Below are 20890 nucleotides of genomic sequence, written 5' to 3' on the forward strand. Positions count from 1 at the left end.
CCTGACGGGCTTTCTTGTTTCTGCATGCCAAACTGGCCGGGTTTTCGCCCTTGGAGGGACGGGCGAGTCATCTCGAAGGAAATGCAGATGTCGTTTTTTAGCAAAGGCAAGCCAGCCCGGGGCTGGGTAATGGGCCTGGCCCTGATGTACTGGGCGCAAGGGGGCAATGCGGCACAGTTGGCGGCTTTCGACACGCCGTCGTTCAATCCTGGCGAGCGGCTGGTATTGGATGCGCAGGAATTGAAGTGGATCAAGGAGAACCCCCGCGTCATCGTGGCCACGACGCAGTTTCCGTTGTACCTGTTCAAGAATGAACTGGGGCAGTGGAACGGCCTGAACCACGACATTCTCCAGCGCATTACGCAAATGACTGGCCTTGAGTTCGTGCATCGAGAGTCGTTCTCCCCCGGCGAGTTGCTGACGCTGCTGGAGAACAGCGAAGCCGATATGACGACCCTCTTGGCGATGAATGACGAACGCAGGGATTTCCTGAGTTTCAGCCATGCATTTGGTGGCTCGGGCTGGGTATTTGTCGGCCGTGACGGAGAGTCGATTCTCCATTCGCTGGAACAGCTGGAAGGGAAGGTCCTGGCGTTGCCGGCGCGGCATGCCTTGGAAGCGGAGATCAGGCGCGACTACCCGGCCATCGAATTGCGCACGACCAAGACCTATGGCGAGGCGCGGGCATTGGTCGAGAGTCGGGAAGCCTATGCCACCATCGAAAATGAAAGCGGGGTGCATCTCTATCCGGCGGGACAATTGCAGGTAGGAAGGGGCCTTGAAGGCAAGTGGGAACCCGATTACCTCGCGGTACGCCAGGACCTGACCGTGCTGCTTAGCATCCTGAACAAAGCCCTGGAAGCCTTCCCGGCCAAGGACATGCGCGCGCTGCGTTCCAAATGGATGGCCGGCAGCACACCCGTCCAGGCGCCATCGATCTGGGAGCGGGTGTCCCGCTGGGGGTACTGGTGCGTGACCGTGGTCGTGGTGTTCGGCCTCCTGTCCCTGCTATGGAACCGTCGCCTGCAGATACAGATCGACCAGCGCCTCAAGGCCGAGGCGGTCCTCAAGGACCAGTTGATGCTCCAGCGGGCCTTGATGGATGCCATTCCCGACCCGATTTTCATCCGGGATCTGGAAGGGCGCCTGATCATGTGCAACAAAAGCTACGAGGACCAGTTTGCGACCCGCTTCGAAAAGCTGCGGGGCACGCGGCTGACGGATTCGGCGGCATTCCCGCCGGCCACTGCCGAGTTGCTCCATGGGGAGGTGATGGAGCAATTGCGCACCGGCCAGTCTCGGTTCGTCGACCGGCAATTGATGTTCAGCAGCGGCTTGCGGGAAATCTATCATTGGTCGGTGCCCTTCTATGGGGCTGACGGGCAGTTGCGCGGCATTCTGGGGGGCTGGACCGATGCCGGGCGTCGGTGGCGCCGTTGCGACAAGTTGATGGCCTGACGCCGACCGTCACCACGCCAAGGCTTCAAGAGAGGGCTGTTGTTTGCCTGTCATATTGGGCGCGCATGCTCGGTTGAACAGGTTGAAGGCGTGCCGGTTCGGTGCGCTGACGAACTTTCTGCTGCGGCCCACGGTCACTTACTGTGAACATGCAGTTGTTTTCGGACTATTGAAGGGTGAGCGAATGGAAAGTATCAGCCTATTGCTGGGTGAGGCTTTGAGCCCGTATCAGGTCACGCTGACTCCCTCTGGCGCCAAGGGCGAATGCCTGGTGACGCTGAAGAATGCCTCCGGGGCCATCATGGTCGAGCGAGTGTTCAATCAGGCCCAATTGACCGACAAGCGTCAGTTGACGGATGTGGTCGATGGCCTGCATCGCGATGTATTGATTGCCGAGGGCCGCCTGGAGCCCTGTGTGATTGCGGCGCTGCGCAATCTGGCGCGCGACAAGGTCATGGTCGGGGCGAATTGACTGGGGTTTTGTGGGAACCTTCCTACGTCCTGATGAGTCAGACTCTTTACCAACAAGAGCGAGCATTGTGCTCCGGTGCTTGTCGCTTGTTGTACGGACCATGAGTGGTCACGTTTAACCCCGAGTTGTCTCCCCACTTCTCGGGGTTTCTTTTTGCCTGGCGTTTGTGTTTTTAGCGCGGTTTGTCAGGCGCTGGAGTTTTTTGTGGGAGCGAGCTTGCTCGCGATGGCGGCCTGATGGTCCGGTACATATCCATTGCTGCGGTAACGGCGGCTTAGGGTTCCGCCCTGACGGCGGCTCACTTTTGAAAAGCCCGGGAGCCGGCCCAGTCAAAAGTAAGCAAAACGCTCTTGCCCCACCACTCGGTGCCTCGCCTAGGCTCGGCATGCCCGAACGAAGGCATTGCTCCGTGGGCCCGCCGCGAAGGGCCATCCATGGCCCAGCGCGGCTACCTCGGCATCCATGCCGAGGTGCCCACTGCGCAATGCCTGCGTTCGGCCAGCGTGGTTAACGGGGCGCCGAGATCAACGTCCACCGCGAGGCGGCCTAGTAGCCGGCCTGGCTCTCCTGGTCGTACACCCGTCAGATCTGTTTGAGCAGGACCTGTGGGAGCAAAGCTTGCTCGCGAGGCGGCCTGACAGCTGGCCTGATTCTCCCGGGTGAAACCAATCCTGATGTGGGAGCGAGCTTGCTCGCGATGGCGGCCTGATGGTCGGGTACATATCCATTGCTGCGGTAACGGCGGCTTAGGGTTCCGCCCTGACGGCGGCTCACTTTTGAAAAGCCCGGGAGCCGGCCCAGTCAAAAGTAAGCAAAACGCTCTTGTCCCACCACTCGGTGCCTCGCCTAGGCTCGGCATGCCCGAACGAAGGCATTGCTCCGTGGGCCCACTGCGCAATGCCTGCGTTCGGCCAGCGTGGTTAACGGGGCGCCGAGATCAACGTCCACCGCGAGGCGGCCTAACAGCCGGCCTGGCTCTTGCGGTCGTACACCCGTCAGATCTGTTTGAGCAGGACCTGTGGGAGCAAAGCTTGCTCGCGATTGCGGTGTGCCAGTCAACATCAAGTCGACTGAACGGACGCTATCGCGAGCAAGCTCGCTCCCACAGTTTGATCTTCAGTGAGGGCCCGCTGCGGTGTGTCAAATGGCGCCGTCGGTGCGCAGTTTGGCGATCTGCTGCGCGTCGTAGCCAAGCTCGCCGAGCACTTGTGCGTTGTGTTCACCCAGCGCCGGCCCGACCCATTCGGAGGTGCCCGGGGTGTCGGAGAGTTTCGGTACGATCCCCGGCATCTTGAACGCCTTGCCGTCGGGCAACTTGGCCTGCAGGAACATTTCACGAGCCAGAAACTGCGGGTCGCTGAACATATCTTCGGCGCTGAAGATCCGACTGGCCGGCACCCCGGCCTGGTTCAATTGGTCGATAACGCTATCGAGCGGCAGCGAGTTGACCCAGCGATCGATGACGCCATACAGCTCGTCACGGCGGCTGTCACGGCCGTCGTTGCTGGCCAGTTGCGGGTCATTGGCCAGGTCGTCACGGCCGATGATCTGCATGAAGCGCTTGAAGATCGCGTCGCCGTTGGCGCCAATCTGCACGTGCTTGCCGTCAGAGCTGGTGTGGATGGACGAGGGGGTGATGCCGGGCATGATGTTGCCGGTGCGCTCACGGATGAAGCCGAATACGTCGAACTCCGGCACCATGCTTTCCATCATGGCGAAAATCGCCTCGTACAAGGCCACGTCCACCACTTGCCCGGTTCCGCCATTGATCTCGCGGTGACGCAGGGCCATCAATGCGCCGATCACGCCCCAGAGGGCGGCGATGGAGTCGCCGATGGAAATCCCGGTGCGCACCGGCGGACGGTCCTCGAAGCCGGTGATGTAGCGCAGGCCGCCCATGGACTCGCCTACCGCGCCAAACCCCGGCTGATCTTTCATCGGCCCGGTCTGGCCGAAGCCCGAAAGCCGCACCATCACCAGTTTCGGGTTCAGTGCGTGCAGGACATCCCAGCCCAGGCCGAGCTTTTCCAGTACGCCGGGGCGAAAATTCTCGATCAGGATATCGGCTTCGCCGATCAGTTTTTTCAGGATCGCCAGGCCTTCAGGGTGCTTGAGGTTCAAGGTCAGGGACTTCTTGTTGCGTGCCTGGACGAACCACCACAGCGAGGTGCCTTCGTACAGCTTGCGCCACTTGCGCAGGGGGTCACCGCCGTCGGGCGATTCAACCTTGATGACTTCGGCACCGAATTCGCCGCAGATGCGCGAGGCGAAGGGCCCGGCGATCAAGGTGCCGAGTTCGATGACTTTGACGCCGGCAAGGGGTTTGGCAGTAAGCGACATGACAGATCCTGTAGGACAAAGGCAGAACGAATAGAGCGTTTTATCATAGGCCAAGGCTGGTCGCCGCAGGTTGATGGTCGGCAATTCGTGGATTGCCCGCGTCATCGGTTAGACTTGCCGCCTTTCCTCGTATCAAGAAGCCCGTTCATGGCCCAGCCGTCCACGACCTATAAGTTTGAACTGAACCTCACCGACCTTGACCGCAATGTGTACGAGAGTGTGAAGCAGACCATCGCCCGCCACCCTTCGGAAACCGAAGAGCGCATGACCGTGCGCCTGTTGGCCTACGCGTTCTGGTACAACGAACTGCTGGCGTTTGGTCGTGGTCTGTCAGACGTCGATGAGCCTGCGCTGTGGGAAAAAAGCCTGGATGACCGTGTGCTGCACTGGATCGAAGTCGGCCAGCCGGATGCCGATCGCCTGACCTGGTGCTCGCGCCGGACCGAGCGCACCAGCCTGCTGGCCTATGGCAGCCTGCGGGTCTGGGAAGGCAAGGTGATCCCGGCGGTCAAGAACCTGAAAAACGTCAACATCGCCGCTGTACCCCAGGAAGTGCTCGAAACCCTGGCCCAGGACATGCCGCGGGTGATCAAGTGGGATGTGATGATCAGTGAGGGCACGATTTTCGTGACCGACGACCGTGGCCAGCATGAAGTCCAGCTGCAATGGTTGCTGGGCGAGCGTGGTTGAACCCACCGGGCCCTGTAGGAGCTGCCGAGCGAAGCGAGGCTGCGATCTTTCCCCTGGCGCTTGAGTCTCAAGCGAAAGATCAAAAGATCGCAGCCTTCGGCAGCTCCTACGGGGTCCAGCGTGAGCACGCGCTCTTGTCACAGTCTGCGATTCCTACAAAAAAATAGAGAAACGTCCGTTCCCCATGCGCATAGAACCCCGCCAACTGCCCGATACCCTGCCATTTCTCGGTGACCTGCCGCCCCTGTTGACCCGCCTGTACGCAGCGCGTGGTGTGCAGTCCGAGGCTGAACTGGACAAGAGCCTGGCGCGCTTGATTCCCTTCCAGCAGCTCAAGGGGATCGACGCCGCGGTGGATCTGTTGGTGACGGCGCTGGAGCAACGCCAGCGCATCCTGATCGTGGGCGACTTCGACGCCGATGGCGCGACCGCCAGCACCGTGGGCATGCTCGGGCTGCGCCTGCTCGGTGCGGCCCATGTCGATTACCTGGTGCCCAATCGCTTCGAATATGGCTACGGGCTGACCCCGGAAATCGTCGAAGTCGCCCTGGCCCGCGAACCGCAGTTGCTGATCACCGTGGATAACGGTATTTCCAGCGTGGAAGGCGTGGCGGCGGCGAAAGCGGCGGGGCTCCAGGTGCTGGTCACCGACCACCACTTGCCCGGCTTGGAACTGCCGGTAGCCGATGCCATCGTCAATCCGAACCAGCCGGGCTGCGAGTTCCCGAGCAAGGCCCTGGCCGGTGTCGGGGTGATTTTCTATGTGCTGATGGCCCTGCGGGCGCGTCTGCGCAGCCTGGGCTGGTATGCCAGCACACCCCAACCGAACATTGGCGAATTGCTCGACCTGGTGGCCCTGGGCAGCGTGGCCGACGTGGTGCCTCTGGACGCGAATAACCGGATCCTGGTGCACCAGGGCCTGGAGCGGATTCGCGCCGGACGCGCCCGGCCCGGCATCAAGGCGATCCTGGAAGTGGCCAAGCGCGATGCTTCACGGATTACCTCCACCGACCTCGGCTTTATCCTCGGGCCGCGTCTGAATGCGGCAGGGCGCCTGGACGACATGAGCCTGGGCATCGAATGCCTGCTCACCGACGACCCGGCCCTGGCGCGGGAGATGGCGGCGCAACTGGACGGCATGAACCAGGACCGCAAGTCCATCGAGCAGGGCATGCAGCGCGAAGCCCTGGCCCAGCTCAAGGACCTGCCGGTGGAGTCGATGCCGTTCGGTTTGTGCCTGTTCGATCCGCAGTGGCACCAAGGGGTCATCGGCATTCTCGCCTCGCGGATGAAAGAGCGCTATTTCCGTCCGACCATTGCTTTTGCCGATGCCGGGGACGGCTTGCTCAAGGGCTCGGGTCGCTCGGTGCCGGGTTTTCACATTCGCGATGCGCTGAGCGTGGTGGCGGCGCAGCACCCCACCCTGATCAGCAAGTACGGCGGTCACGCCATGGCGGCGGGGCTGACGCTGCCGGAGGCGAATTTTCCGTTGTTCGCCGAAGCGTTCGACGCGGAAGTGCGCCGGCAGTTGCGCGAAGAAGACCTGACCGGCCGGCTGTTGTCGGATGGCACCCTGGCGGTGGAGGAGTTCCACTTGGAACTGGCCCGGGCACTGCGCCACGCCGGCCCCTGGGGCCAGCATTTTCCTGAGCCGATGTTCCACGGCCTGTTCCAGTTGGTCGAACAGCGCGTGGTGGGCGAACGGCACCTGAAGGTCGTCCTCAAGAGCGAGTGCGGTTCGGTGAAGCTTGATGGCATCGCCTTTGGCATCGACCGCGAGATCTGGCCCAACCCTACCGTGCGCTGGGTGGAACTGGCCTACAAGCTTGACCTCAACGAGTTCCGCGGTCAGGAAACGGTGCAGTTGATGATTGTCCATATCGAGCCGCGGTAGCCGATCGGCCTTTGTGGCGAGGGAGCTTGCTCCCGTTGGGCCTGTAGGAGCTGGCGAAGCCTGCGATCTTTTGATCTTGATCTTTCGCTCTCGACTCAATTGTCAGTGGAAAGATCGCAGCCTCGTTGCACTCGTCAGCTCCTACACAGCTCCTACAGCGTCCAGCGGGAGCAAGCTCCCTCGCCACAGGGTTTCAGGGGCGCCTTAAGTGAACTGCATTGCGCCACACCGTCGGTTTTTAAGTTCTGAACCCTCCGTCCTTGCGGGTTGTCGACTAGGCTCTAAGCACTGCTTGATAGCCCTTGTGACGTCTTGTCGAGTTTTTTGCCCGCGGGGGCGGGTGTTGCACCTTTTGTCACTCGTCGACTTTTCAAACAGAACCCTGGAGCCTGCCCACTGATTCGAGAGGTGCCCCATGAGTCTGCTGCTGGAACCCTATACCCTTCGCCAATTGACCCTGCCCAATCGCATCGCGGTATCGCCGATGTGCCAGTATTCGAGCACCGATGGCCTGGCCAACGATTGGCACCTGGTGCACTTGGGCAGCCGTGCCGTGGGCGGCGCCGGCCTGGTGTTCACCGAAGCCACCGCTGTTACCGCCGACGGCCGCATCACCGCCCAGGACCTTGGGCTTTGGAACGATGAACAGATCGAGCCGCTACAACGCATCACCCGTTTCATCACCGCTCAGGGGGCAGTGCCGGGCATACAACTGGCCCATGCCGGACGCAAGGCCAGCACCTGGCGACCCTGGCTGGGCAAGCATGGCAGCGTAAAACCGGCGGACGGCGGCTGGGTGCCGGTCGGCCCGTCGCCGATTGCCTTCGACCCACAACACACTCCTCCCGTGCAGTTGGACGAAGGACAGATCGCCGGTGTGATCCAGGCCTTCGTGGATTCGGCCAAGCGCGCCCTCACGGCCGGCTTCAAAGTGGTCGAGGTTCACGCGGCCCATGGTTATCTGCTGCATCAATTCCTCTCGCCCTTGAGCAATCAGCGGCGCGATCAATACGGCGGCTCGTTCGAGAATCGCATCCGCCTGGTGCTACAAGTCACCGAAGCGGTGCGGGCCGTATGGCCTGAAGAACTGCCGGTGTTCGTTCGCGTTTCCGCCACTGATTGGGTCGAGGACGGGTGGAACCCGGACGAAACCGTGGAGCTGGCGCGGCGCTTCAGGGCCCTGGGAGTGGATTTGATCGATGTGTCATCGGGTGGCACGGCCGCCAATGCGGAAATTCCCACCGGCCCGGGTTACCAGACACGCTTTGCCGAGCGGGTGCGCAAGGAGTCGGAAATCGCCACCGGCACTGTCGGCATGATCACCGAACCGGCCCAGGCCGAACACATCCTGCGCACCTGCCAGGCCGATATCATTTTCCTGGCCCGCGAATTGTTGCGTGATCCGTACTGGGCCTTGCATGCCGATGATGACCTGGGCGGCCGCAAGGCCACGTGGCCGGCGCAGTACCAGCGGGCCACGCATCGGGACCAGCCGATTCATGAGTCGGATTTGCGCGATTGAGTGTTTGGTAAAACAAAAAAGCCCCGGTCGTCATTGGCCGGGGCTTTTTGTTTATTGGGCTGGATTGTTCGGTGGTTGTACCGGCCTCATCGCGAGCTAGCTCGCTCCCACAGTGGATTTGTGTTGTTCACACATAACCTGTGGGAGCGAGCTTGTTCGCGAAGGCGTCATCCCTGACGCAGCAGGGCTCAGGGGTACTTGCGCTTGTCCGGCGCCGGCGGGAAGTACTGGTACAACCAAGTCTCGCTCAAGGTGCGGTCCTTGGTACGAATGAACAGGCGCATCTGCACCGGCTCCACACTGTCGTCGGTCGGGTACCAGTCGAAGGTGATGCGGTAGCCCTTGATTGCATCCATCACCAGCACGTTGAAGTCTTTCACTTCACCGTGGGAGCAGGTCACCACCGGTTCGATGCCGGTGCCCGGCGGCAGTTGGTCGAGGCCACCGCCGCTGAAGTCCACGGCAAAGCGACGGGCCCAGACGGTCGGGTAATGCTCGCCCGGTGCCCAGCCTTCGATGAAACCGCCCATGCCTGAGCGGGTGGCGTCGACGTGGGCCAGGTCCGTGCTGACTGGCGGCAGCGCGCTCCAGTAGAGCTTGTAGCCATAGTTCAGCGAGTCGCCGGCGGCCACCGGTTTTTTCGGCGTCCAGAACGCGACAATGTTGTCCAGGGTTTCGCCGGTGGTAGGAATCTCCAGCAGGTCGACCGAGCCTTCGCCCCAGGCCGTCGTCGGTTCGACCCACAGGCTTGGGCGCTTGCTGTACCAGTCCACAGTGTCCTGGTAGCTGGCGAAGTCGTGGTCGGTCTGCACCAGGCCGAAACCTTTCGGGTCCTTGTCGGCGAAGGCGTTGAATTGCAGGGTGGCGGGATTGTTCAACGGCCGGCACACCCATTCGCCGTTGCCGCGCCACATGGCCAGCCGGTCGGAATCGTGGATTTGCGGGTGAATGGTGTCGCACATGCGCCGTTCGACGGTGCCACAGCTGAACATGCTGGTCATGGGCGCGATGCCCAACTGCTCGATGGCAGTACGGGCATTGATGTGCGCGTCGATCTCCATCACCACCCGGGTCGGCTGGCAATCAATGTCAAACCGATAGGCACCGGTGGCGCTGGGGGAGTCGAGCAGGGCGTAGACCACGAAGCGGGTGCTGTTCTTGTCCGGGGTTTCAAACCAGAATTTGGTGAAGTCCGGGAATTCTTCGCGCTTCTTGGCGTAGGTGTCGATGGCCAAACCGCGGGCCGACAGCCCGTATTGGCCGCTGGCATCCACGGCGCGGAAGTAGCTGGCCCCCAGGAACGAAAGGATGTCGTGCCGGTCCAGTTCCGGCGCCTTGAAGACGCGAAAGCCGGCGAAGCCCAGGTCACCCGTCAGTTGCGAGGTGTTGACCGTGGTTTTCTGATAGTTGAACAGCTCGGGGCGGAAGTGCACCTCACGGGCCATGCGCGTCTTCGGGTCGACGCTGTACATGCGCACCGGCTGCTTGAAGCCCATGCCGACGTGGAAGAATTGTGCGTCCAGTTGCCCGTCCAGCTCATTCCACAGCGAGTGATTGACGTCGTACTGGATGGCGTTGAACTGCAGCGGCGACATTTGGGCCAGGGTTTCTGGCAGGACTTGCTTGGTGTCGATATAGCGGCTCTCGGCCAGCCGCCGGGCCTGATCCTTCAAACCGTTGAAGTCGAAAGGACGGGCTTCGCCATCGGCAGTCTGATCGGCGGCCCAGGCGCGTGCGGCCATGAGCCCGGAGGCCGATAGCCCGGTGTAGGCGGCGAAGGCCATGGAGGCCTTGAGCAGATTCCTGCGGTGCATAAATACAACCTTTTCTCGAAACAGTCCCGAGCCGATCCTGGCAACAGCGACTGATAAGGGAGTTCGGACATGCCTTTGGCCAAACGCGACGAACGTTAGAACAGATGCCTGAGAGTTGGATCGGTTCACCGAGGCGCAAAATCATAGGGGAAATACGGGCTTTGAGAGCAAGGAAAGCGTGGCTTGGTCAAATTTTCTTACAGTTATTTCTTTTTTTATGTCGATTCCGACTTTTTTTGACTAATTACTCTAAAACTCCCTTTTCACGCTTTGAATCCTCCCTATTCTTTAGCGTGATAGGCGATCTAACCCGGATTCAGACGGCGCTATCAGGTCAACCTCGACGTAAAGAAGGACAACTCATGACAAAAATACAGGGCATTACCGAAATGCTGGGGATCTTTCCAGGCCTGACCAACCCACGCAGGACACGCCGGCTCAGCCTGGAAGAATTGAGACTGGTCGAGCGCTATCGGGAGTTGTCGGAAAACGACCGTATCGCCATGCGCTACCTGGTGGATGCGATGCGCAGTGTTTCGCGGTTTTGAAGCGTGGCGCAGGTGGGCGGCCGGAGCAGGAACGCCGGCCGACATCACTCCACCGACCAGCCCTGAGGGCGTTCGGTGCGCTGGTGCAGTATCCGCAGCACCTGCAGTTGTCCATGCTTGAGCCGGTAGGGGGCTACGAACGGGTAGCGGGTCAGCACCAGCTCTCGAATATCGGGAGCGACCGAAGGACGGCCCGAGCCGGGAAAGCGTTGCAGTTGGCGCAGTGTCTCCAGGATGGCGCTGATGACGTCATCAGCGTTTTGGTAATGTTCGTGGATCGAGTCGAGGTCACTCTGTGCTTTGTCGGTCAGTACGATGCTCGGCACGTTTTGCCCACTTGGCCTTCACGGCGTCCAGATCGGTCAGGTTTCCAGCGTCGGCATCGGCTATGCCTTCGCTGATGGCTTGCAGATGCCAGGATTCGGCTTCCACATATCGGACCAGTGCACGCTTGAGGTGATATTGACGGTCGCGGTCGGTGGCGGCGGCCAGCAAGTCCAGCTGTTGGGCCAGACCTTCTTCCACACGAAAGGACAAAACGGGCGAGGCCATGGCTGATCTCCAAGGTGTATACGTTGTAGACAACCTAGGGGCTGCCAGGATTTCCGTCAACCGGCGAGCGTGCCCCGATCGACGAAAACCTTAGCAGGACGAACGCTGGGCAGGCGTGGGCATGTGTTGCCAAGGTTGTCTTGGTGTCAATGCTTGAACATCACATGCCGCACTACCGTGTAATCCTCCAGCCCATACATGGACATGTCCTTGCCATAGCCGGAACGTTTCTGACCGCCATGGGGCATTTCGCTGACGAGCATGAAGTGCGTGTTCACCCAGGTGCAGCCATATTGCAGGCGTGCCGACAGGCGATGGGCACGGCCAATGTCGGCGGTCCACACCGATGAGGCCAGGCCGTAGTCCGAATCGTTGGCCCAGGCCAGCACTTGTGCCTCGTCGAGGAACTGCGTGACGGACACCACTGGCCCGAAGACTTCCCGGCGGACGATTTCGTCATCCTGCAGGGCGTCGGCCAGCACCGTCGGCTCGAAGAAAAACCCGTTGCCGTCCACGGCCTTGCCGCCGGTGATCAGGCGGATATGCGACTGGGCGATGGCCCGTTCGACGAAACCGGCCACGCGGTCGCGGTGCTGGGCGGTGATCAGTGGGCCCATCTCGGTGTCTGGCGCGGTTTGCAGGCCGTACTTGATGCTGCCCACGGCGGCGCCGAGCTTCTCGACGAACTGCTCGTAAATGCCTTGCTGGGCATAGATGCGGCAGGCAGCGGTGCAGTCCTGGCCGGCGTTGTAGAAACCGAAGGTGCGGATGCCTTCAACCGCCGCGTCAATATCGGCGTCGTCGAAAATGATCACCGGAGCCTTGCCGCCCAGTTCCATGTGCATGCGTTTGACGCTGTCGGATGTGCTGGAAATGATGTTCGAGCCAGTGGCAATGGAGCCGGTCAGCGACACCATGCGCACCTTCGGGTGGGTGACCAGCGGGTTGCCGACGGTTTGCCCACGACCGAATATCACGTTGAGCACGCCGGCCGGGAAAATTTCCGACGCCAGTTCTGCCAGGCGCAGCGCCGTCAGCGGAGTTTGCTCCGATGGCTTGAGCACCACGGTATTGCCGGCAGCCAGGGCCGGGGCGATTTTCCAGGCGACCATCATCAGCGGGTAGTTCCACGGCGCGATGGAGGCGATGACGCCCACCGGGTCGCGGCGGATCATCGAGGTGTGCCCCGGCAGGTATTCGCCGCCTGCCGAACCACTCATGCAGCGGCTGGCGCCGGCAAAGAAGCGGAACACGTCGGCAATCGCCGGGATCTCGTCGTTCAGCGCGGCACTCAAGGGTTTGCCGCAGTTGTCCGACTCCAGTTCCGCCAGTTCTTCGCCGTGGGCTTCGATGGCATCGGCCAGCTTGAGCAGCAACAGGGAACGGTCCTTGGGCGGCACTTGCGACCAGGCCTCGAAGGCGGCATCGGCGGCGCGCACGGCGGCATCGACCTGAGCTTCGCTGGCTTCATTGATCTCCACCAGCACCCGGCCCAGCGATGGGTTGAACACCGCCTGGCCAGGGCCTTCGCCGTTCACCAGATGGCCGTTGATCAGCAGTTTGGTTTGCATGTCCATGTCCTCTTGAATGTTTCCCAAGTCCCCTGTGGGAGCGAGCTTGCTCGCGATAGCGGTGGATCATTCACCCTTTGCAGCGACTGACACGACGCCTTCGCGAGCAAGCTCGCTCCCACAGGATTTCGGTTCTGATTATTTCCCGCCGCTACCGGCCACGCTCTCACCGCCTCGGGTCAGGTAATACGCGCCCAATATCGGCACCATCGTGACCATCATCACCAGCATCGCCACTACGTTGGTCACTGGCACATCGCGAGGGCGGCTGAGTTGGTTGAGCAGCCACAGCGGCAAGGTGCGTTCGTGGCCGGCGGTGAAGGTGGTGACGATGATCTCGTCGAATGACAGCGCAAACGCCAGCATCCCGCCGGCCAGCAGCGCTGACCCCAGGTTGGGCAAGATGATGTAGCGAAAGGTCTGCCAGCCGTCGGCCCCCAGGTCCATCGAAGCCTCGATCAGGCTGTGGGAGGTTCGGCGCAGGCGGGCGATGACGTTGTTGTAGACGATCACCACGCAGAAAGTGGCATGGCCGACGACGATGGTGAACATCCCTGGTTCGATGCCCAAGGTCTTGAAGGTCGCCAGCAGCGCAATGCCGGTGATAATGCCCGGCAAGGCAATCGGCAGGATCAGCATCAGCGAAATGCCTTGCTTGCCGAAGAAATCGCGCCGGTACAGCGCCGCCGAGGCCAGGGTGCCAAGCACCATGGCGATCAGCGTGGCGATGGCCGCGACCTGCAACGACAGCTTGATCGCCTCCAGCACATCCGGGCGCGCGAAGGCGACGCTGAACCACTTCAAGGTCAGGCCCTTGGGCGGGAAGCTGAACGCGGCGTCCTCGGTATTGAAGGCGTAGAGGAAGATGATCAGGATCGGGAAGTGCAGGAACACCAGCCCGCCCCACGCCGCGATCCGCAAGCCCCACGAGGCCCGGTCTTGAGAGTCAGAGTGCATCGAAAGCTCCCAGTCGCTTGACGATGGATAAATACAGGGCGATCAGCACGATGGGCACCAGGGTGAACGCCGCGGCCATGGGCATGTTGCCGATGGCGCCTTGCTGGGCGTAGACCATGCTGCCGACGAAGTAGCCCGGCGGGCCCACCAACTGGGGCACGATGAAATCCCCCAGGGTCAGCGAGAAGGTGAAGATCGAGCCGGCGGCGATGCCGGGGATCGACAGCGGCAGGATCACCTGCATGAACGTTTGGTGTGGCCTGGCGCCCAGGTCGGCCGAAGCTTGCAGCAACGATGGCGGCAGACGCTCCAGGGACGCCTGGATCGGCAGGATCATGAACGGCAGCCAAATGTAGACGAATACCAGAAAACGCCCCAGGTGTGAGGTGGACAAGGTGCTGCCACCCACGCCGGGAATCCCCAGCACGAACTGCAACACCGGCCCCAGTCCCAGGTGCTGGACGAACCATTGCGCCACGCCACCCTTGGCCAGCAGCAGCGTCCAGGCATAGGCCTTGACGATATAGCTGGCCCACATCGGCAGCATCACCGCGATGTAGAAAAACGCCTTGGTCTTGCCACTGGTGTAGCGCGCCATGTAGTAGGCAATCGGGAACGCGACAATGGCGCTGGCGATGGACACCGCTATCGCCATGCTCAGGGTGCGCAAAATGATGTCGAAGTTCGACGGCTGGAACAGCGCCGCGAAATTCGCCAGGGTCAGGTCCGGCGTGACCGCCATGGTGAAGTCGTCGAAGGTGTAGAAACCCTGCCAGAGCAAGGTCAGCAGCGAGCCCAGGTAGATTGCGCCGAACCAGATCAGCGGCGGCACCAGCAACATCGACAGGTACAGGTTGGGGCGCCGGTACAGCAGGTTGGAAAAACGTCGCAACGGTGAACCGGGCGTGGGCGTTTGAGCGATGGCCAGGGTGTTCATTTCACACCTCGCCACTGACGGTGTCGTGCAGCGCGACCATCGCCTCCCGCGCCCAGCGTACGCTCAGGTGCTGGCCGGTCTGGTGCTGGGCGGTGTTGTCGAGCCACTGGGTGTTGGCCTGGCTGAGGTTCAGGGTCTGGCCGTTGGCAAGCTTCAACTCGTAGCGCGTGGCACTGCCCTGGTACTGGATGTCGTGCAGCAGGCCGTGGACTTCGATCTCACCACTGGCCAGCGGACCCTCGGCGAAACGCACGTGTTCCGGGCGAATCGAGAACGGCTGTGGATAACCGCTCAGTTCCCGGGCCAGCTCGCCACGGATCACGTTGGAAGTGCCGACGAATTCGGCGACGAAGGTGGTCGCCGGTTTCATGTACAGGTTGCGTGGGGTATCGACCTGTTCGATGCGGCCCTTGTTGAACACCGCCACGCGGTCGGACATCGACAGTGCTTCGGTCTGGTCGTGGGTGACGAAAATGAAGGTGATGCCCAGTTGGCGTTGCAGCTTCTTCAACTCGCCCTGCATCTGTTCGCGCAGCTTCAAGTCGAGGGCGCCCAAGGGTTCATCGAGCAGCAACACCCGCGGGCGATTGACCAACGCGCGGGCCAGGGCCACGCGTTGGCGCTGGCCGCCGGAAAGCTGCACCGGCTTGCGTTCGCCGTAGCCGCCCAGGGCAACCATCTCCAGCGCTTCGTCGGCGCGCTTGATGCGCTCGGCCTTGGCGACGCCTTTGACTTTCAGGCCGTAGGCCACGTTGTCGCGCACGTTCATATGGGGGAAAAGGGCGTAATCCTGGAACACCGTGTTGACGTCCCGTTGGTACGGCGCAAGCCCGGTGGCCTCTTCGCCATGGATGCGGATCGAGCCGGCACTGGGTTGTTCGAACCCGGCGATCAGTCGCAGGCAGGTAGTCTTGCCCGAACCGGACGGGCCCAGCATGGAAAAGAACTCGCCGTCCTGGATGTCGATGCAAACCCGGTCAACGGCTTTCACATCGCCGAACTGACGGGATACCTGGGTGAATTGGACTGCAAGCGTCATGGTGCGGGGCTCCAAAAAGCGGGACTGCTGTTGAATCGTTGCTGGGTTGCCGTGCACCAAACCTGTGGTAGCAGTGCTGTGGGAGCAAAGCTTGCTCGCGATACAGGCGCCTCGGCTCCCCGAGATACCGCGTCATCTTCATCGCGGGCAAGCCTTGCTCCCACACAAGAGCGGTGCTCAGCTCCAGTTTTTCGCCGACTGAGGCCTTACCGCCCGCCCATGATCGCAATGTAGTCCTGGGTCCAGCGGCTGTACGGCACGAACTTGCCGCCCTCGGCCTGTGGGGTTTTCCAGAAGGCGATCTTGTCGAACTGATCGAAACCGTTGGTCTTGCAGCCCTCGGCGCCCAGCAGTTCGCTGCCCTTGCACGCCGCCGGCACCGCCGGCAACGAGCCGAACCACGCGGCGACGTCACCCTGGACTTTCGGTTGCAGCGACCAGTCCATCCACTTGTACGCGCAGTTGGGGTGCTTGGCCTCGGCGTGCAACATCGTAGTGTCGGCCCAACCGGTGGCGCCTTCCTTCGGAATGGTCGAGGCGATCGGTTGCTTCTCGTTCATCAGGCCGTTGACCTGATACGGCCAGGCGCCGGATGCCACCACGCCTTCGTTCTTGAAATCGCTCATCTGCACGGTGGTGTCGTGCCAGTAGCGGTGGATCAGCGGCTGCTGGGCCCGCAGCAATTCCAACACTGCCTTGTACTGGGCTTCGTCGAGTTGGTACGGGTCCTTGATGCCCAGCTCAGGCTTGGCGGTCTTGAGGTACAGCGCCGCGTCGGCGATGTAGATCGGGCCATCGTAGGCTTGCACGCGGCCTTTGTTCGGCTTGCCGTCGGGCAGGTTCTGAGCGCTGAACAGCACGCTCCAACTGGTGGGCGCCTGCTTGAACACGTCGGTGTTGTACATCAGCACGTTTGGGCCCCACTGGTACGGGGTGCCGTAGGTCTGCTGGTTGACCACGTACCACGGTGCATCCTTGAGGCGCGGGTCGAGGTTTTTCCAGTTGGGGATCAGCGCGGTGTTGATCGGCTGCACGCGCTTGCCGGCAATCAGCCGCAACGAGGCGTCGCCCGAGGCGGTGACCAGGTCGTAGCCACCCTTGGTCATCAGGCTGACCATTTCGTCGGAGGTAGCGGCAGTTTTCACATTGACCTTGCAACCGGTTTCCTTCTCGAAACCGGTGACCCAATCGTAGGCCTTGTCGCTTTCGCCGCGCTCGATGTAACCCGGCCAGGCGACGATATCCAGTTGGCCCTCGCCGGCGCCGACGGCCTTGATAGGTTCGGCGGCCTGGAGGCTGACGCTGGTCAGCAGCGCCGTGGTGATTGCACTGAGCAATACGGTCTTGTGCGCGTACATGGAAATCCCTCTTGCTTTAATTATGGTCGGGGCAGTGTCCGAACAGGGTGAAGCGCCATGGGTGGCCTGTTATTAGAGTAGTGCTGTTATCTAGAGATGCTGGCCGTGGCGGGCCATGATGTGGCGCACCACGCTGTAGTCCTGGAGCGAATCGCTGGACAGGTCTTTGCCGTAGCCCGAACGTTTCAGGCCGCCGTGGGGCATTTCGCTGACCAGCATGAAATGGCTGTTGATCCAGGTGCAGCCGTATTGCAGGCGCGCCGCCACTTGCATGGCCTTGTCGAGGTTCTGGGTCCATACCGAGGACGCCAGGCCATATTCGGAGTCGTTGGCCCAGTCCACCGCCTGGCTGAGTTCGTCGAAGCGGGTCACGGTGACGACCGGGCCGAATACTTCGCGCTGGACGATTTCATCGCTTTGCTTGCAGCCGGCCAGCAGCGTGGGCTGGTAGTAGAAGCCGGCACCGGAATGCACCGCCGCGCCGGTAATGCGTTCGATGTGTGGTTGGCCGAGGGCACGCTCGACAAAACTGGCCACGCGGTCGCGCTGGCGGGTGCTGATCAGCGGGCCGATCTCATTGTCGGCGTCGCGCTTGCCGGCAAAGCGCAGGCTGCTGACCGCCGCGCCGAGTTCGGCCACCAGGCGGTCGTGAATCCCGTCCTGGGCGTAGATCCGGCAGGCCGCGGTGCAATCCTGCCCAGCGTTGTAATAACCGTAGGTGCGCACGCCTTCGACCACGGCCTGGATGTCGGCGTCGTTGCACACGATCACTGGTGCCTTGCCGCCCAGCTCCAGGTGCGTGCGCTTGAGGGTTTTCGCTGCTGCCTGGAGAATCTTCTGCCCGGTGACGATATCGCCGGTCAGCGAGACCATGCGCACCTTGGGATGGCTGACCAGATGGCTGCCCACACCTTCGCCGCCCCCGCAGAGGATGTTGATGACGCCTCGTGGCAGGATCTGGGCCAGTGTCGGCGCCAGGGCCAGGATCGACAGAGGTGTGTGTTCCGACGGCTTGAACACCAGCGTATTGCCGGCGGCCAGGGCCGGGGCGATTTTCCACGCGGCCATCATGATCGGGTAGTTCCACGGTGCAATGGACGCCACCACGCCAATCGGGTCGCGGCGCACCATGCTGGTGTAGCCGGGCAGGTATTCGCCACTGAGCTGGCCGGTCTGGCAGCGCACGGCGCCGGCGAAGAAACGGAATACATCCACCGTCGCACTGAGGTCGTCCTGGCGCGCCAGGTGCAGCGGCTTGCCGCAGTTCAGGGATTCGAGGCGGGCCAGCTCATCGGCGTTCTTTTCGATGGCGCTGGCGATGTCCAGCAGCAGGTTCGAGCGTTGTTGCGGCGTGGTGCGCGACCAGCCGTCGAAGGCCTGGTGGGCGGCGAGGATCGCAGCTTCGACCTGCTCGGTACTGGCCTCGGCGATGTGAGCCAGCACTTCACCGGTGGCCGGGTTGAGAATCGGCTCGACGATGCCTGCACCGGGAACCAGCTCCCCATCGATCAGCAACGCGGTGCACAACGGGGTTTGCGTACCAGCCATTTTTATAGGTCTCAGTTGAAACAAAGAACCTGTGGGAGCGAGCTTGCTCGCGATAGCGGTCTGTCAGTCGAATCAATGTTGCCTGACCCACCGCTATCGCGAGCAAGCTCAGCTCCCACAGGAAGGGGGCGCGTAGTCAGATTAGTGCTCAGCCACAAGGCCGACAAATTCGAAATACTCAAGGCTGCGTTCGATTAAATAGATGGCTTGCGCCCGCCATGGGGCTGTTCCCGGGCGACCGCCAGGAACGGGTCGACCGACGCCGGTCGCGCCGTGCCTCGGCGCCAGGCCAGGCCGACGTCGAGGGTCTGGTTGAGGTCGGCAATCGGTCGTGCTTCGATGATGTCGCCTTCCAGCGACCATGGACGGTAGGTCATGTCCGGCTGGATCGACACGCCCAATCCCGCCGCCACCAGGCTGCGCACCGCTTCGGTCGAGGCCGTGCGCAGGGTTATCTTCGGTTGCAGGCCGGCACCGCGCCACAGACGCTGGGCGTTACGGTCCATTTCATCGACGTTCAGTTGGATCAGCGGTTCGCGGGCCACGTCGGCCAGGTTGATGCTGTCGTGTTCCAGCAGTGGGTGCTGCGCCGGCAGCCACAAACGGTGTGGTGAGTGCGTCAGGACTTCGGTCTGCAGGGCGTGGCGGTCTTCCAGGTTGGACAGGATCAACACCCCGACGTCGATTTCGCCGCTGACCAGCAAATGCTCGATGTACGGGCGTTCGTCCTCCATCACCCGGATTTCCACGTTTGGATAGGCGCGCTGGAAACGGGTCAGCAGGTCAGCCAGGTAATAGCCGGCGACCAGGCTGGTAACGCCAATGGTGACTTGGCCGGCGATCTGGTCGGTGCTCTGTTGCAGGCTGCGCTTGGCGTTGTCGACGGTGGCCAGGATCAAATGGGCCTGGCGCAGGAATTGATGACCCTGGTGGGTCAGGGTCATGCCCTTGGCGTGGCGGTTGAACAGGCTGACGCCGATTTCCTGCTCCAGTTGCTGGATGGCCAGGGTCAGGGTGGATTGGGAAATGAACGCCGTTTGCGCAGCGGCGGAGATCGAGCCGGTTTCGGCCACGGCGATGAAATGGCGGATCTGGCGCAGGGTCATCATGGTCGAATACCCGGTGGGCGGTTTTATCAATGTGCTGGAGTGTATATCGTTTTTTTAGAAGGATAGGTGAGTGCGTCTTTGAATGAGCCAGGCAACATCTGGAAGCAATTCTCGCCGCAGGCACCGGGGCACTTTCGATCTAGGCTGGTGGCCTTACGTTGACCCGAAATGTGGAGACGACAAATGAACACCCGTGGATTGCTCGATCAGCTTCTCAAGTCCGGCCAGGAAATGTTGCAGAACAAGGCTGGCGGGTCCCAAGGCAAGTCGTCTGGCGGTCTGGGCGGATTGCTCGGCGGCTCCGGCAACCTGGGCGGGATGCTTTCCGGCGCGGGCGGCGGGGCACTGGCCGCCGGGGCCATGGGCCTGTTGCTGGGCAAAAAGAAAGCCCGAAGTTTCGGCGGCAAGGCCCTGGCCTATGGTGGGCTCGCGGCCTTGGGCGTGATCGCCTACAAGGCCTATGGCAACTGGCAGGCCCAGCAAGGCACCGCGCCGAAAACCGAACCGCAGACCCTCGACCGTGTACCCCCGGCGCAGGTCGAGCAGCACAGCCAGGCGATCCTCAAGGCGCTGGTGGCGGCGGCCAAGGCCGACGGCCATGTGGACGAGCGTGAGCGGCAGTTGATCGAAGGCGAGTTCACCAAGCTCGACAACGACCAGGAACTGCAACACTGGCTGCACGCCGAACTGAACAAGCCCCTGGACCCCACCGACGTCGCCCGCGCCGCCAGCACCCCGGAAATGGCGGCAGAAATGTACATCGCCAGCGTGATGCTGGTGGACGAGGAAAACTTCATGGAGAAATCCTACCTCGATGAACTGGCGCGCCAACTCAAGCTGGAGCCGGGGCTGAAGGTGGAGTTGGAGAAACAGGTACGTCAGGCGACTGTATAGAACAGTCCCAACCACAGTCCCCTGTGGGAGCGAGCTTGCTCGCGATGGGGCCCGGTCAGTCACAGTGTTTTTGACTGATGCACCGCTATCGCGAGCAAGCTCGCTCCCACAGGTCAAAATCCCCTCACACCGCCATACAGGCCCGACACCGCCCTCGGCTATACTCCCCAGCATTTCAAGTACCCGA

18 protein-coding genes are annotated in these 20890 nt (G+C 61.9%); 7 read left to right on the forward strand and 11 right to left on the reverse strand.

Annotated features, from left to right (window positions below):
* The first annotated feature begins 87 nt into the window (after nucleotides 1-87).
* Nucleotides 88-1458, forward strand: a complete 1371-nt coding sequence (locus tag LOY50_RS05220) for a transporter substrate-binding domain-containing protein (RefSeq protein WP_253471801.1) — start codon at nucleotides 88-90, stop codon at nucleotides 1456-1458.
* 184 nt (nucleotides 1459-1642) lie between these two features.
* A complete protein-coding gene (locus tag LOY50_RS05225; RefSeq protein ID WP_003198105.1) occupies nucleotides 1643-1930 on the forward strand; it encodes a DUF3509 domain-containing protein in 288 nt (95 codons plus the stop codon).
* A 1140-nt stretch (nucleotides 1931-3070) separates the two neighbouring features.
* Here the strand turns inward: LOY50_RS05225 and LOY50_RS05230 are convergent.
* Nucleotides 3071-4270: a CaiB/BaiF CoA-transferase family protein gene (locus LOY50_RS05230; RefSeq protein WP_253471803.1), complete on the reverse strand. Its 1200-nt coding sequence runs from the start codon at nucleotides 4268-4270 to the stop codon at nucleotides 3071-3073.
* A 147-nt stretch (nucleotides 4271-4417) separates the two neighbouring features.
* Here LOY50_RS05230 and LOY50_RS05235 point away from each other — a divergent pair, with 147 nt between their 5' ends.
* The 3 genes from LOY50_RS05235 to LOY50_RS05245 all read left to right on the forward strand — a co-directional run bounded on the left by LOY50_RS05235 (nucleotide 4418) and on the right by LOY50_RS05245 (nucleotide 8376).
* The gene (locus LOY50_RS05235; RefSeq protein WP_018611098.1) at nucleotides 4418-4960 is read left to right on the forward strand and encodes a YaeQ family protein; all 543 of its coding nucleotides are present in this window, start codon (nucleotides 4418-4420) and stop codon (nucleotides 4958-4960) included.
* Nucleotides 4961-5144: 184 nt separating this feature from the next.
* Nucleotides 5145-6854: a single-stranded-DNA-specific exonuclease RecJ gene (recJ, locus tag LOY50_RS05240; protein WP_258690415.1), complete on the forward strand. Its 1710-nt coding sequence runs from the start codon at nucleotides 5145-5147 to the stop codon at nucleotides 6852-6854.
* Nucleotides 6855-7269: 415 nt separating this feature from the next.
* Nucleotides 7270-8376 (forward strand): NADH:flavin oxidoreductase/NADH oxidase, encoded by a 1107-nt coding sequence (locus LOY50_RS05245; RefSeq protein ID WP_214511341.1) that lies wholly within the window; start codon nucleotides 7270-7272, stop codon nucleotides 8374-8376.
* Nucleotides 8377-8564: 188 nt separating this feature from the next.
* Here the strand turns inward: LOY50_RS05245 and LOY50_RS05250 are convergent, their stop codons facing one another.
* Nucleotides 8565-10190, reverse strand: a complete 1626-nt coding sequence (locus LOY50_RS05250) for a glucan biosynthesis protein D (protein WP_253471805.1) — start codon at nucleotides 10188-10190, stop codon at nucleotides 8565-8567.
* A gap of 362 nt (nucleotides 10191-10552) precedes the next feature.
* Here LOY50_RS05250 and LOY50_RS05255 point away from each other — a divergent pair, with 362 nt between their 5' ends.
* Nucleotides 10553-10738 carry a hypothetical protein gene (locus tag LOY50_RS05255; protein WP_003198116.1) on the forward strand — a complete coding sequence of 62 codons (186 nt, stop codon included), beginning with the start codon at nucleotides 10553-10555 and terminating at the stop codon, nucleotides 10736-10738.
* A gap of 44 nt (nucleotides 10739-10782) precedes the next feature.
* On the opposite strand, the gene LOY50_RS05260 is transcribed toward LOY50_RS05255, so the two are convergent.
* The 9 genes from LOY50_RS05260 to LOY50_RS05300 form a co-directional block, all read right to left on the reverse strand.
* On the reverse strand, nucleotides 10783-11064 hold the full coding sequence (locus tag LOY50_RS05260) for a type II toxin-antitoxin system RelE/ParE family toxin (RefSeq protein ID WP_258690416.1): 282 nt from the start codon (nucleotides 11062-11064) through the stop codon (nucleotides 10783-10785).
* Complete coding sequence (locus LOY50_RS05265; protein WP_003198119.1) at nucleotides 11027-11290, reverse strand: CopG family ribbon-helix-helix protein; 264 nt, start codon at nucleotides 11288-11290, stop codon at nucleotides 11027-11029. Before LOY50_RS05265 ends, LOY50_RS05260 begins: the two co-directional genes overlap by 38 nt.
* A 146-nt stretch (nucleotides 11291-11436) precedes the next feature.
* Complete coding sequence (locus tag LOY50_RS05270; protein WP_253471809.1) at nucleotides 11437-12861, reverse strand: gamma-aminobutyraldehyde dehydrogenase; 1425 nt, start codon at nucleotides 12859-12861, stop codon at nucleotides 11437-11439.
* A 138-nt stretch (nucleotides 12862-12999) separates the two neighbouring features.
* Entirely contained in the window at nucleotides 13000-13818 is an 819-nt protein-coding gene (locus tag LOY50_RS05275; RefSeq protein WP_018611084.1) for an ABC transporter permease, read from the reverse strand.
* Nucleotides 13808-14755 carry an ABC transporter permease gene (locus tag LOY50_RS05280; protein ID WP_018611082.1) on the reverse strand — a complete coding sequence of 316 codons (948 nt, stop codon included), beginning with the start codon at nucleotides 14753-14755 and terminating at the stop codon, nucleotides 13808-13810. The genes LOY50_RS05275 and LOY50_RS05280 overlap by 11 nt, the downstream gene beginning before the upstream one ends.
* 1 nt (nucleotide 14756) lies before the next feature.
* Complete coding sequence (locus LOY50_RS05285; RefSeq protein ID WP_014336742.1) at nucleotides 14757-15794, reverse strand: ABC transporter ATP-binding protein; 1038 nt, start codon at nucleotides 15792-15794, stop codon at nucleotides 14757-14759.
* Between the two features lie 206 nt (nucleotides 15795-16000).
* The gene (gene ydcS / locus LOY50_RS05290; protein WP_253471811.1) at nucleotides 16001-17152 is read right to left on the reverse strand and encodes a putative ABC transporter substrate-binding protein YdcS; all 1152 of its coding nucleotides are present in this window, start codon (nucleotides 17150-17152) and stop codon (nucleotides 16001-16003) included.
* Between the two features lie 90 nt (nucleotides 17153-17242).
* Nucleotides 17243-18700 carry a gamma-aminobutyraldehyde dehydrogenase gene (locus LOY50_RS05295; protein ID WP_214511349.1) on the reverse strand — a complete coding sequence of 486 codons (1458 nt, stop codon included), beginning with the start codon at nucleotides 18698-18700 and terminating at the stop codon, nucleotides 17243-17245.
* A 194-nt stretch (nucleotides 18701-18894) separates the two neighbouring features.
* Nucleotides 18895-19809, reverse strand: coding sequence for a LysR family transcriptional regulator (locus LOY50_RS05300; RefSeq protein ID WP_092223284.1), 915 nt, complete (start codon nucleotides 19807-19809; stop codon nucleotides 18895-18897).
* A 183-nt stretch (nucleotides 19810-19992) separates the two neighbouring features.
* Between LOY50_RS05300 and LOY50_RS05305 the strand changes: the two genes are divergently transcribed.
* Nucleotides 19993-20703 (forward strand): tellurite resistance TerB family protein, encoded by a 711-nt coding sequence (locus LOY50_RS05305; protein WP_258690417.1) that lies wholly within the window; start codon nucleotides 19993-19995, stop codon nucleotides 20701-20703.
* The last annotated feature ends 187 nt before the right edge of the window (nucleotides 20704-20890 follow it).

The organism is Pseudomonas sp. B21-010 (genome assembly GCF_024749325.1).
GTDB classification, from domain to species: Bacteria; Pseudomonadota; Gammaproteobacteria; order Pseudomonadales; family Pseudomonadaceae; genus Aquipseudomonas; species Aquipseudomonas kilonensis.

What these genes read in the sequence shown, in the direction of transcription:
- LOY50_RS05220 (WP_253471801.1), top strand. Translation starts at nt 88, where the DNA reads ATGTCGTTTTTTAGCAAAGGCAAGCCAGCCCGGGGCTGGGTAATGGGC.
- LOY50_RS05225 (WP_003198105.1), top strand. Translation starts at nt 1,643, where the DNA reads ATGGAAAGTATCAGCCTATTGCTGGGTGAGGCTTTGAGCCCGTATCAG.
- LOY50_RS05230 (WP_253471803.1), bottom strand. Translation starts at nt 4,270, where the DNA reads ATGTCGCTTACTGCCAAACCCCTTGCCGGCGTCAAAGTCATCGAACTC.
- LOY50_RS05235 (WP_018611098.1), top strand. Translation starts at nt 4,418, where the DNA reads ATGGCCCAGCCGTCCACGACCTATAAGTTTGAACTGAACCTCACCGAC.
- recJ (WP_258690415.1), top strand. Translation starts at nt 5,145, where the DNA reads ATGCGCATAGAACCCCGCCAACTGCCCGATACCCTGCCATTTCTCGGT.
- LOY50_RS05245 (WP_214511341.1), top strand. Translation starts at nt 7,270, where the DNA reads ATGAGTCTGCTGCTGGAACCCTATACCCTTCGCCAATTGACCCTGCCC.
- LOY50_RS05250 (WP_253471805.1), bottom strand. Translation starts at nt 10,190, where the DNA reads ATGCACCGCAGGAATCTGCTCAAGGCCTCCATGGCCTTCGCCGCCTAC.
- LOY50_RS05255 (WP_003198116.1), top strand. Translation starts at nt 10,553, where the DNA reads ATGACAAAAATACAGGGCATTACCGAAATGCTGGGGATCTTTCCAGGC.
- LOY50_RS05265 (WP_003198119.1), bottom strand. Translation starts at nt 11,290, where the DNA reads ATGGCCTCGCCCGTTTTGTCCTTTCGTGTGGAAGAAGGTCTGGCCCAA.
- LOY50_RS05270 (WP_253471809.1), bottom strand. Translation starts at nt 12,861, where the DNA reads ATGCAAACCAAACTGCTGATCAACGGCCATCTGGTGAACGGCGAAGGC.
- LOY50_RS05275 (WP_018611084.1), bottom strand. Translation starts at nt 13,818, where the DNA reads ATGCACTCTGACTCTCAAGACCGGGCCTCGTGGGGCTTGCGGATCGCG.
- LOY50_RS05280 (WP_018611082.1), bottom strand. Translation starts at nt 14,755, where the DNA reads ATGAACACCCTGGCCATCGCTCAAACGCCCACGCCCGGTTCACCGTTG.
- LOY50_RS05285 (WP_014336742.1), bottom strand. Translation starts at nt 15,794, where the DNA reads ATGACGCTTGCAGTCCAATTCACCCAGGTATCCCGTCAGTTCGGCGAT.
- ydcS (WP_253471811.1), bottom strand. Translation starts at nt 17,152, where the DNA reads ATGTACGCGCACAAGACCGTATTGCTCAGTGCAATCACCACGGCGCTG.
- LOY50_RS05295 (WP_214511349.1), bottom strand. Translation starts at nt 18,700, where the DNA reads ATGGCTGGTACGCAAACCCCGTTGTGCACCGCGTTGCTGATCGATGGG.
- LOY50_RS05300 (WP_092223284.1), bottom strand. Translation starts at nt 19,809, where the DNA reads ATGATGACCCTGCGCCAGATCCGCCATTTCATCGCCGTGGCCGAAACC.
- LOY50_RS05305 (WP_258690417.1), top strand. Translation starts at nt 19,993, where the DNA reads ATGAACACCCGTGGATTGCTCGATCAGCTTCTCAAGTCCGGCCAGGAA.